General features: G+C 63.7%; 1 pseudogene. It reads left to right on the forward strand.

Features of this window, described 5'->3' with window-relative positions:
* Window positions 1-237, forward strand: a pseudogene (locus EN804_RS37015) (integrase core domain-containing protein); the annotation flags it as partial.

Consider the following 237-nt stretch of genomic DNA (forward strand, 5'->3'; position numbering starts at 1 on the left):
ACAGAACGGCTCAGGGCCAGGCCTTCGAAGCCTTCCGGCGCAGCTACAATGAGGAGCGTCCGCATGAGGCGCTTGCCATGGACACTCCAGCCCAGCATTACCGCCCGTCGCAACGAGCCATGCCAAGGACGCCACCCGAGCCCGATTATCCGCAAGAGGCCGCGGTTCGCTGGGTGCGCCACAATGGCGAGATCAGGTGGAATGGCGGCTTCGTCTATGTCTCGCAATCACTGGCCG

Origin of the sequence: Mesorhizobium sp. M8A.F.Ca.ET.161.01.1.1 (assembly GCF_004792105.1) — a bacterium.
GTDB lineage: Bacteria > Pseudomonadota > Alphaproteobacteria > Rhizobiales > Rhizobiaceae > Mesorhizobium.